Annotated in this window: 6 protein-coding genes; 2 read left to right on the top strand and 4 right to left on the bottom strand. The window is 74.3% G+C overall.

Annotation, left to right across the window (positions count from 1 at the left end):
• Nucleotides 1-394: 394 nt before the first annotated feature.
• Nucleotides 395-1,651, top strand: coding sequence for a cytochrome P450 (locus ACZ4UB_RS36065; protein ID WP_468076939.1), 1,257 nt, complete (start codon nucleotides 395-397; stop codon nucleotides 1,649-1,651).
• A 48-nt stretch (nucleotides 1,652-1,699) separates the two neighbouring features.
• Here ACZ4UB_RS36065 and ACZ4UB_RS36060 read toward each other — a convergent pair whose 3' ends face one another.
• On the bottom strand, nucleotides 1,700-3,769 hold the full coding sequence (locus ACZ4UB_RS36060) for an FUSC family protein (protein ID WP_468076937.1): 2,070 nt from the start codon (nucleotides 3,767-3,769) through the stop codon (nucleotides 1,700-1,702).
• Nucleotides 3,770-3,849: 80 nt separating this feature from the next.
• Between ACZ4UB_RS36060 and ACZ4UB_RS36055 the strand changes: the two genes are divergently transcribed.
• The gene (locus ACZ4UB_RS36055; protein WP_468076935.1) at nucleotides 3,850-4,854 is read left to right on the top strand and encodes a BtrH N-terminal domain-containing protein; all 1,005 of its coding nucleotides are present in this window, start codon (nucleotides 3,850-3,852) and stop codon (nucleotides 4,852-4,854) included.
• 4 nt (nucleotides 4,855-4,858) lie between these two features.
• On the opposite strand, the gene ACZ4UB_RS36050 is transcribed toward ACZ4UB_RS36055, so the two are convergent.
• The 3 genes from ACZ4UB_RS36050 to ACZ4UB_RS36040 all read right to left on the bottom strand — a co-directional run bounded on the left by ACZ4UB_RS36050 (nucleotide 4,859) and on the right by ACZ4UB_RS36040 (nucleotide 10,679).
• A complete protein-coding gene (locus ACZ4UB_RS36050; RefSeq protein WP_468076933.1) occupies nucleotides 4,859-6,115 on the bottom strand; it encodes a serine hydrolase domain-containing protein in 1,257 nt (418 codons plus the stop codon).
• A gap of 147 nt (nucleotides 6,116-6,262) precedes the next feature.
• Nucleotides 6,263-8,362, bottom strand: coding sequence for a DUF11 domain-containing protein (locus ACZ4UB_RS36045; RefSeq protein WP_468076931.1), 2,100 nt, complete (start codon nucleotides 8,360-8,362; stop codon nucleotides 6,263-6,265).
• Between the two features lie 127 nt (nucleotides 8,363-8,489).
• Nucleotides 8,490-10,679 (bottom strand): hypothetical protein, encoded by a 2,190-nt coding sequence (locus tag ACZ4UB_RS36040; protein WP_468076929.1) that lies wholly within the window; start codon nucleotides 10,677-10,679, stop codon nucleotides 8,490-8,492.
• Nucleotides 10,680-10,753: the final 74 nt, after the last annotated feature.

Below are 10,753 nucleotides of genomic sequence, written 5' to 3'. Positions count from 1 at the left end.
CCCCCCCCCCCCCCCCCCCCCCCCCCCCCCCCCCCCCCCCCCCCCCCCCCCCCCCCCCCCCCCCCCCCCCCCCCCCCCCCCCCCCCCCCCGGGCCGGTGTCGGTGCCGTGTGAACGGGGCGTACCAGTGGGGCGTGTGTGACGCTATAACGGGCACATGATCTTCCACATCGCTGCGCTGCCAGGTCGGTCGGCGGCGCCCGAACGTCCTTGTGAACCAACGGTCTTGGCGACGCCCGGGGCTCCGTGCGGTGGCGCGGAGTCCCGGGTCGGCGCGGGAATGGCATCGTGGCGCCCGAGCCGTCACCCCTGCGAGTGACCGCGCGCGTCACCGCATCGCCGGCCCCGTCCCCGGGCCGCCACCCGAACCCGCCGCACCGACAAGGAGTGCCCGGATGACCCACGCCCGCCCCCACACCGACCCGGACGCCGACCCCACCGGCCCCGAGACCGTACGCAGTTGCCCCTTCCGTCACGACGTGGCGCTGGAGCCGGACCCCGCCATGGCGCGGTTGCGGACCCGGGCGCCGATCACGCGCATCGCCATGCCGTACGGGCAGGGGGACTGCTGGTTGGTGACCCGGTACGCCGACGTGCGCACCGTCACTTCCGACCGCCGCTTCAGCCGGGCCGCACTCGTCGGACGGGACTTCCCGCGCACCACCCCGGTGCCCGGCGTGGCGGACGGGTCGATCAACCTCATGGACCCGCCGGTGTTGAACAGGGTCCGCCGCCTCGTCATCGGCGCCTTCACCATCCCGGCGGTGGAGGCCGTGCGGCCGTGGGTCCGCACGACGGTCGACGGCCTGCTGGACGCGATGGCGGCCGCCGTGGCCGAGGAGGGGAGCGCGGACCTCGTATCCCACCTCGCCCATGAGATCCCCCTGTTGACGATCTATCAGCTGATGGACGTGCCCGAGGAGGACCGGCCCCGGCTGCGCGCGTGGGCCACCGCCATGACGTCGATGCACCCCGACGGGCGGCCCGCGGCGGTCGCGGCCGAGGCGTGCCTGCGCGCGTACTTCGCCGCGCTCTCGCTCGCCCGCCGACGGCGTCCCGGCAGCGATCTGATCAGCGCGCTCGCCACCGCGCGGATCGGGGACGAGACCCTGTCGGAGGACGAACTCGCCGTCCTGACCATGCTGCTGGTGGTCACCGGACACGACACCACGGCGCACGCCATCAGCAACATCGTGTACACCCTGCTCACCCACCCGGACCGACTCGACCAGTTACGGGCCCGTCCCGGACTGCTGCCGCAGGCGCTGGAGGAGTTGCTCCGCTTCATCCCGTTCCGCCAGGGGGTGGGCACCCCTCGGGTCGCGCTGGAGGACGTCGAACTCGGCGGGGTGCTGATCCGGGCCGGCGACACCGTCCAGGTCTCCTACCTGACGGCGAACCGGGACGGCTCGGTGTACGACCAGCCGGACGGGATCGACTTCGAACGGACGGAATCCGCACCGCACATGGCCTTCGGCTACGGCGGTCACCACTGCCTGGGATCGCACCTGGCCCGCATGGTCCTCCAGGTCTCCGTCGCGGCGCTGCTGCACCGCTTCCCCGGTCTGCGGCTCGCGGCGCCGGCCGAGGAGGTCCGCTGGAACGTCGGATCCCTCTGGCGCCACCCCCTCGAACTACCGCTCACCTGGTAGGGATCCGTCGGCCGGGGCCCGCGTCGCGAGCCGCCCGGGCGGGGTCCGTCAGTGGGGCGCGCCGGGTGCGGTCCAGCGCTCCACGTCCCGGGTGAGCGAGTCCAGCCAGGCGAGGGCGGCGAAGAACCGGGGCGGGGCGAGGTCCGGAGCGGCCGTGCCCGCACGCACCGCTTCCGAGGACGCCGGGTCGGGCGCCCCGCGCAGCAGCGCGGCGACCGTGCTCGCGCGCTCGCGCAGCCATACGCCCTCGGGCCCGGCCAAGGGGCGGCCGCCGTGGCCGAGCAACCGCCGCGATCCCCAGAGCACGTGATGGCCCGTCAGGATGGCGGCCTGCCAGTCCGGTGCGGTTCCGGCGGCCGGTCGGGGCTCGCTCTGGTGCTGTGCGAACGCCGACTCGGCGAGCGACACGGCGAGTTGCAGCGGGCGGTCGTCGGGGACGGTCCCCGGCCCGCCCGCGGCCACCCCCGCCGTGGCGGTCTCGACCGTATCGGCCGCCCGCGCCAGCATCAGGGCGACCGCCCGGTGGAGTTCCTCCCGCGCGCCCCGCGGCCAGGCCAGCAGTCCGAAGACGGTGCCGATCAGGCTGCCGATGACCACGTCCATGATCCTGACCTCGGCCAACCGCCAGGTCACGGGCGCCAGCTGCGCGAAGACGAAGGACACCACCAGGGTGAACATGCCCTGGGACCAGCCCACGCCCCGCACCGGCCCCACCGTGAAGGCGATGAGCATGACGAAGGGCAGGGCCACGGCGTACACGGTGGTCCGCCCGCCGACCAGGGTCAGGAGCGCCGCGGTCACCAGGGCGCCGACCAGCGTGCCGGTGAGGGCCAGCCGTACGGTCGCCCGGGTCTGCGCGGCCGTGGTCCGGGTCAGGCTGAGCACGGCGAGCATCGCCCAGAAGCCGTGGGGAAGCGACTCCACGCCCGCGACCGTACGGGCCGCCGCCAGGGCGAGGCTGATCCGGACGGCGTTCTGGAAGTGGACGGACCGGGGCCCGGCGTGCGCGGCCAGCCGGTGCCACCACAGCCGGGGGGCGCGCTGCCCGGCGTACCAGAAGCGGCCGGGATCGGTGTCGGCCGGCGGGTCGCCCCGGCGGCCCCGCACGGCCAGCTCGGCCGCCGTGGAGAAGGTCAGCGCGGCATCGGCCGCCTCCAGCGCCGCGGCCCGGCGCAGGCCCCGGGCCGCGGTCGTGGGCAGCTCGTCCGCGCCCCCGGCCGACGCCCGCGCCCGTACGAGCCGCAGCGCGTCGCCGGCGTCGGCCGTGCGGGCCGGTTCGGTCGCGGCGGCGGGGCCGCGCAACAGCGCCGCGGTCCCGGTCGCGGACCGGGCCAGCGCGGGCAACAGCTCCGGTTCGGGGTCCGGCGGCCGCTCGCCCGGCGGCGGCGCGGGGAGGTGCACCAGCCGGCCGAGGAGCGTACGGGCGGCCAGCCCCGCGTGGGCGAGGGCGCGGTCCCGCAACCCCGGCCCCGCGGGACGCTCGGCCTCCGTGACCCGGAAGGGCCGCAGGGACTCCCCGGCGGCCAGGGCGGCCCACGCCGAAGCGGGGGAGAGCCGGTACGGCTCGCGGCCCAGCTCCTGCGCGCAGCGGGCCGCGGTCACGGCGGCCCGGGCGGCCAGTTCCCGGTAGGCGGGGGCGCGCGGCTCGGGCAGGACGAAGGCTTCGGCGAGGACCAGCAGCGCCAGCCCGAAGGTCACTCCCGCGAGCCGCTCGACCAGGGCGTCGGGTGCGTAGGGCGGGAAGCACGGCAGGATGTAGAGCAGCTGCAGCCCGGGAGCGGCTCCCGCCGCCCGGGGGCCGGCCGCCGCCGCGAAGGCGAGCAGGAAGCCGATCACCAACATGCCGGCCACCGCGCTCCAGGTCCGCACCGCGAGGTAGCTCCCGACGGTCACCAGCGCCCAGGCGACGGGCGCCGTCCGCACCAGGGCCGCCGCCCGCTGCCGCCCGGTGCCGGGGACGTGGGAGAGGGCGGCCATCGAGACCACCCCGAAGAGCGCGTACGTCGCCGCGACGGGCCGGTCCAGCCCGTACAGGCACACGAAGAACGCGGCGCACGCGGCGAGCGTGGTCCGCAGCGCGCGCCGCGTCGTGCCCGTCGGCCCACCGTGGACGCCCATGACTCCAGCATCGGACCACCTGCCCGGAGCCACCACACACGGGGGTCGGAGCGCCCCCGCGGCGCGGCTAGGCTTGGCCCATGACTGTGCTCGTGTACGAAGACTTCGGTACCGGACGACACCGGGAAGCCTCCCTGATCCGGCACGCCCTGGGCAGCGTCCACGACGAGGAACTCGTCGCGGGCCTCGCCGGGGGCGTCGGCTTCATGTACTTCGTCTTCGAGTACGAGGGCCGCACCCCCATCGCCACCATCGTGGCCCAGGCCCACCCCGAGCCCTGGGTGCAGGTCGCGCTCGGCCGCCTGGGGGTCCCGTACGACGCCACGCGCGCGATGAAGCCCCGTTGGGGCCGGGTCCGGGCGGCGCTGGACGAGGGGCAGCCGGCGTTCTGCGTCGTCGACCGCTCCTCCCTGCCCTGGCACGAGGCCGATCCGGACGCCGAGATGACCGGCGCCGACCCGCACACCGTCGTCATCGCCGGCTACGACGGCGACGAGCTGCTGATCGAGGACGGCGCCGACACCCCGTACCGGATCGACCGCGAGGAGTTCGGGGCGGCCTGGACGGCGCACCGCAAGGGGCGCCACCAGCTGATCGTGCCCACCGGGCCGCCCGAGGGGGAGCCGGACGTGGACGGGGCGATCGCCTCGACCGTCGGCCACTTCACCGGGCCCGTCCTGGGCAACCAGTTCGACGTGAACTTCGGCTTCTCCGGGATGGAGAAGTTCGCCGCCCAGCTGCGCGACCGGACCACCGCGACCGGATGGGAGCGCCGGTTCGGCGGTTCCCCCGAGGCCCTGCGCGCCGGCACCGGGCGGCTCCACGCCTGCCTGGAGGAGGAGTGGACCGCCCCGGGGGCGACCCGGCCGCTGTACGCCGACTTCCTCGACCTGGTCGGGCGCCCCGAGGCGGCCGGACTCTTCCGCGAGTCCGCCCGCCACTGGTCGGAACTGGCCGAGCTCGCCCGGGACGCCGACGCCGGGGCGGACGCGCAAGGGCGCGGCGCGCTCTTCGAGGCGTTGGCGCAGCGGGTGGACCGCTGCCTGGAGCTGGAGGGGCAGGCAGTCCGGGCGCTGGCGAAGTAGCGGCTCAGCCGCTCTTCTTGGGGACCAGCGGTTTGTGGCCCGGGTACACGTGGTCGGGGGTCACGATCTGCGTGACCGCCTCGCCGAAGAGCGTGCTCGGCTCCTGGCCCTTGGTGTCCACGTCGGTGTTGAGGACGATGACCATCGTGGCCTGGGCCTGCGGCAGGTAGACGGTCAGGGTCTCGTAGCCGGGCAGCGAGCCGTTGTGGCCGATCCAGCCCTGCACGTCGAAGATGCCCAACCCGTAGCTCGCTCCGGGAATGTCCATCGGGGTGGTCTTCAGCCGCTCCGCCTGGGTCGCGGGCGTCAGCAGGGTGCCGGTGGCGAGCACCCGCGCCCAACCGCGCAGGTCCTGGAGGTCGGAGATCATCGCTCCGGCGGCCCAGGCCCAGGAGGGGTTCCAGTCCGTCGCGTCCTCGATCTTCCCCGAGAGCGTCTGGTCGGTGTAGCCGTGCGCGTGCGGATCGGGCAGGCGCGCGTCCGTCGGGAAGAGCGTGTCGTGCAGCCCCGCGGGCTCCAGCACGTCCTGCGCGATGACGTCGTGCAGCGGACGCCCGGTCACCTTCTCCACCACCAGGCCGAGCAGCACCAAGTTGGTGTTGGAGTACTCGAACTTCGCGCCGGGCGCGAAGTCCACCGGGTGCTTGAAGGAGTAGTCCAGCAGCTGTTGGGGCTCGAAGCTCCGGGTGGGGTCGCCCTCGAACGCCTTGATCAGGCCGGGGTCGAGGGTGTAGTTGAACAACCCGCTGCGCATGCCGGCCAGTTGGCGCAGGGTGATGCGGTCGCCGTTCGGCACGTCGGAGACGTACGTGCCGATGGGGTCGTCCAGGCCGACCTTGCCCTGGTCCACGAGTCGCAGGAGGGCGGTGACCGTGAAGGTCTTGGTCTCGCTGCCGATGCGCACGCGGAGATCGCTGCGCATCGGCTCGCCGGTCACCTTGTCGGCGACGCCGAAGCCCTTCACGTAACTGCCCTTGCCGGGGGCCCACAGTCCCACGGTCGCTCCCGGTACCCCGGTCTCGCGCATGACCTCGCGCACGGCCGCGTCCAACTGCGCGGCGACGGCCGCAGTGAGCTGCGGGAAGGCCGCGCCCGTACTCGGTGAAGGGGCCGCGGAAGAGGAAGCGGAAGCGGAGGCGGAGGGTGAGGGTGGCGGGGCGGTGGCGCCGTACGCCGAGCCCGAAACCGCCGGGACGACGAGCACGCCCGCCGCGGCGGCGGCCGCGCAAGCCCGGCGCAGCCGGATGTGGGTTGGCTTCACCGTACGATCTCCTGTCGTCCGAGGACCCAGGTGAGAGAACACAGCCACACCACCGTAGGCCCGCCCCGCGCCCGCCGCGAGGCGGGACGGAACGGGCCCGTGTCCGCCCGGCGCGCGCGGCGCCGGGCGGGGTGAACCGCTATCGGGTCAGGGGGTCGTCTTGCCGACCTCCAGGTCCGCCGTCGGGTCCTTGACCTTGCCGCCGGGCGGGCCGGCGGCCGCGCTCGTGTTGTTCGCGGTGTTGGGGTCGTGGGTCAGGGCGTCGACGGTGGCGGTGTTGCGGATGTCGGAGCCGTTGCCGGTGTACTCCGGATCCAGCTTCACCTTGATCACCCAGGTCATCGAGGCCCCGGGCGCCAGGCTCGGCAGCGGGCCGCAGGTGACGGTCCGTCCGGAGGTGCACGTGGCGTCGCCCGAGACGAAGCTCAGCGCGGTCGGCAGCGTGTCCGAGACGGTGATCTGCTCGGCCTGGGAAGGGCCGTTGTTGGTGACGGTCAGGGCGTAGTCGAAGGTCTCGCCCGGGGCCACGGGGGCGCTCTGGACGGGCTTCTTGGTGATGGCGAGGTCCGCGGCGGGATCGGTGACGTGCCCGCCGGGCACGGTCGCGGTGCTCTTGTCGTTCTCGCTCGCGGGGTCGATGTTGTCGGCCGTCACCTGGGCGGTGTTCTTCAGGTCGCTGCCGTCGCCGCTGTACGCGGGATCCACCTTGACGGTGAGCAGGTACTCGACGGTCTCGCCGACCTTGAGCGGGGCCGTCCGCCTGCAGGACACCAGGTGTCCGGCGACGGTGCATCCGCTGGGCGAGGAGGCCACGTACGAGAGGCCCTCGGGGAGGTTGTCGGAGAGCTTGACGTTGAAGGCGTCGGCCGAGGGGCCGTTGTTGGTGATCCGGATCCGGTAGTCGAAGGTCTCGCCCGGCACCGGCGGCTTCGTGCCGACGGCCTCCTTGGTCACGCCCAGGTCCGCGGTCGGCTTGTTGACCTTGCTGCCGGGCAGGCCCGCCGGGCTGCTCGTGTTGTTCTCCGGCTTGGGGTCCTTGGTCCGGGAGGTGGCGGTCGCCGTGTTGCGGATGTCGGAGCCGTCGCCGGTGTAGCCGCTGTCGAGGCGGACGGTGAACCGCCAGGTCCGGGACCCCGTGGGATCCAACACGGCCACCGGGCCGCAACTGACCGTGCCGTCCGTGGCCGAGCAGCCGTCGGGGGAGGAGACGAAGGCGAGCTGCGCGGGCAGCTTGTCGGTGATGGTGGTGTCGAGGGCCCGGGAAGGGCCGTCGTTGTGCGCGGTCACCACGTACTCGAAGGTCTCACCCGGGGCGATCGGGGTGTCGGTGGCGGGCCGCTTCGTGGTCCACACGTCGGCCTGCGGCTCGGTGACCCCGCCCGGCGGGAGCACGGCGTGCGAGGTGTTGTCGGCGGGCTCCGGGTCCTTGGACGCGGAGGAGGAGGTCGCCGTGTTGCGCAGGTCGCTGCCGTCACCGGCGTAGGCGGCGTCCAGCTTGACCTTGAAGGTCCACACCACCTCGGCGCCGGGGACGAGCCGGGCCAGCGGGCCGCAGGTGACGGTCCGTCCGGACACCGCGCAGGGGTCGGCCGAGGACACGAAGGTCAGGCCGTCGGGCAGGGTGTCGACGATCTTGACGTTGCGCGCGTCGGAGGGCCCCTTGTTGGTCGTGCTGATCGCGTACTCGTACTCCTGGCCCGGGACGGTCGGCCCGGCGCCGAGCGGCGTCTTGACGGTGGCCAGGTCCGAGACCGGATCGAAGGGGCCCGGCGGCAGCACCGGATCCGGCTTGTTGTTGCCCGGATCGGGGTCGGTGGCGTCCGAGGTGCCGGTCGCGCTGTTGCCGAGGTCGCTGCCGTCGCCCTGGTACGAGGGACTCAGCCGTGCCTGGAAGGTCCAGCTCTTGGACTGCCCGGCGGCCAACTGCGGCTCGGGTCCGCAGGTGACGGTCTGGCCGACGGCCGTGCAGCCGTCGGAGGAGCCCACGAAGGAGATCCCGGCCGGGAGCTTGTCCGTCGCGGTGACGTTGCGGGCCACCGACGGGCCCTTGTTCTTCGCGGTGAGCGTGTAGGTGATCAGGTCACCGGGGGCCTTGGCACGCCGTGCCGTCACCTCGACCGTCTGCCCTCCCCCGGGCAGTGCGGCGGCCGCGGCAGCGGCGGGGACCGGTCCGGTCCACAGGGCCGCGGCGCAGAGCAGTGGGGCCAGGGCCCACACCGCCGGCCGCCGGCCTGGTGTCGTCGTCATCGCGCATCGTTTCCGTTTCGTGCGGGGGAGGGACTGGGAACGGGGACCGTACGGAGCGCGCTGCGCGCGGTACGGGAGTCGAGGGGGGGAGCGGGCGGGGGAGCGGGGTCGACAGGATGGGGCCCGGTCAGCCCGCTACGGCCCGTTTGGCCAGCTCGATGTCGGCGCTCGGCGCGCGGACCCGCCCCCCGGGCGCGCCGTCGGAGCCCTGGTTGTCGAGCGGGTTCGGATCGGCGGTGTCCGACCGGGCGGTCGCGGTGTTGCGCAACGTCGTGCCGTCACCGCTGTACGCCGGGTCGAGGCGCACGGTGAAGGTCCACGAGCGGACCCCGCCCGGGGCCAGCGTCGCCTCCGTGCCGCAGGTGACGTCGCGGCCGGCGGCGGTGCAGCCCCCGGCCGAGGAGACGAAGGCGAACGCCGCGGGCAGCGGGTCGGTGACCAAGACCTGGCGGGCCACGGACGGTCCCGCGTTGCGCACGGTCACCGTGTAGGTGAAGGTCTCGCCGGGTGCGACGGGGGGCCGGCTCTCGGCGGCCTTGGTCAGCGAGAGGTCCGCCCGGGGCGCCGCCACTCCGCCGGGCGGGGCGGCGGCCGCACTCGTGTTGTTCGCCGGCTGCGGGTCGGTCACGGCGTGCTGGACCGTCGCGACGTTCCCGAGGTCCGCGCCGTCGCCCGCGTAGGCCGCGTCCAGCCGGACGCGTACGGTCCACGAGGCGTCCGCCCCGGCATTGAGGGCGGCGCGGACCGGGCAGGACACCTGCTGGCCCGAGGCCGTGCACGCGTCGGGCGAGGAGACGAACCGCAGCGGCGCCGGCAGCGTGTCGGCGACCTTGACGGAGGTCGTGTCGGAGGGCCCGAGGTTGCGCGCGGTGATCTTGTAGTCGAACTCCTGGCCGGGGGCCACGGGCCCGGACCCGACCCCTTCCTTGAGCGCGGCGACGTCGGCGCGCGCCGTCACCACCGTGTCGGGGGCGGTGGCGCTGTTGTCGGCCGTATTGGTGTCCGTACGGTCCGCCGGGGCGGTCACGGTGGCCGTGTTGGTCAGGGTGACGGGCTGCGCCGGCGCGGTGCCGGTGATCGTGTAGGTGACCGAGCCGCCCCGCTTGAAATCGGCCGTCGTGTCGAGGACGTTCCCGCTGCCGGAGGCCCGGCCGCAGGTGCCGCCGGTGCCGGCGCGGCAGGTCCAGGTGACGCCGGTCAGCCCGGGCACCGTGTCGCGCACGGCGGCGCCGGTGACCTCGTTGGCCTGGCTGTTGGAGACGGTGAGGGTGTAGGTGACCGGCCCGCCGCCCGCCGGCACGCTCGTGGGGGAGCCCGATTTCGCGAGGGTGAGGTCGGCCGGCACATTGATCTTGAGGTCGTCGATCTCGTGCACGTTCGTCGCGCCGCCGGTGCTCCCGGAGAAGCCCACCTTGAGCGTGTCGGGCAGCTTCGGTTGGCCGGTGATCCCCGTGACGTCGAAGTCGGTGATGAGCTGGGTCATGGCGGTGTCGGGGCCGCTGTCGGACCACACCGACAGCAGCATCTTCGTACCGCTGGGCAGCAGGGAGAGGCGCACCGTGCGTTCCTTGGCGCGACTGCCGGTCTCCACGGTCTTGCCCGGCCCGTCCACGGCGGTGGCGAAGCGGTAGCCCGTCGACGCGTTGCCGCCGCCGCGCACCACGATCTTGTTCGCCTGGTTGCCCGGTCCGCCGTTGCCGACCACGTCCGAGGAGAAGTTGCCGAACTCGTCCAGCCCGATGCCGAGGTAGGCGCCCGGAACGCCCGAGGTCGTGCACCGGGCCGACACCGGGCCCGAGCAGGCGTAGCCGAGGCTGCCGCCGGACGGGCCGACCCCGTCGGACGCCGCGCCGTCGGTCAGGTAGAACGACAACCCGTCACCCCGCTTGCCCTCGAAGGCCGTTCCGCCGTAGGTGGCGTACCGGAACTCGGCGAGGATGCCGAGGCTGGAGGAGAAGGAGTCCTTCATCTTCCAGGTCCCGGACTGCGAGCTGCTCGCGGGCGTCAGGCGCAGCCAACCGCTGCCCGGATAGCTCGCGTTGCCGCTGTTGGTGCCCAGGTTGGTGGAGCTGTCGAAGGTTTCGTTGACGGGGAAGGTGAGGGCCCGGGGGCCGCGGCCGTCCGCCGGCGCGCGGGTCACGGCGACCGGGTCCGGGCCGGGCACCGGGGCCGCGGCCGCTGCCGCCGGGGCGAGCGGTGCCAGCAGCGCGGCGGCCCACAGGACCGGCACGGCGGCCCGCCGCCACCGGCCGGGTCGGCTCCGGGTGCGGGTCCCGCGCCGGCCCGGGCTCGGGGTCGGACTCCAGGGCACTGTCATTCCTGTGGGTTCCTCGTCTGCTCGCGCGGCGGTGGTCCGCGGGGGGCGTCGATCCGGGGGCGGGCCAGGGGGCA

This window comes from Streptomyces sp. NPDC028419 (genome assembly GCF_055565515.1).
Note: the sequence above shows the minus strand (reverse complement) of the source record. Positions and strands in the feature narration are given on the sequence as shown.

Bases quoted from the DNA above. Each gene is read 5' to 3' on its own strand.
- ACZ4UB_RS36065 (WP_468076939.1), top strand. From the start codon at position 395: ATGACCCACGCCCGCCCCCACACCGACCCGGACGCCGACCCCACCGGC.
- ACZ4UB_RS36040 (WP_468076929.1), bottom strand. From the start codon at position 10,679: ATGACAGTGCCCTGGAGTCCGACCCCGAGCCCGGGCCGGCGCGGGACC.
- ACZ4UB_RS36055 (WP_468076935.1), top strand. From the start codon at position 3,850: ATGACTGTGCTCGTGTACGAAGACTTCGGTACCGGACGACACCGGGAA.
- ACZ4UB_RS36045 (WP_468076931.1), bottom strand. From the start codon at position 8,362: ATGACGACGACACCAGGCCGGCGGCCGGCGGTGTGGGCCCTGGCCCCA.
- ACZ4UB_RS36060 (WP_468076937.1), bottom strand. From the start codon at position 3,769: ATGGGCGTCCACGGTGGGCCGACGGGCACGACGCGGCGCGCGCTGCGG.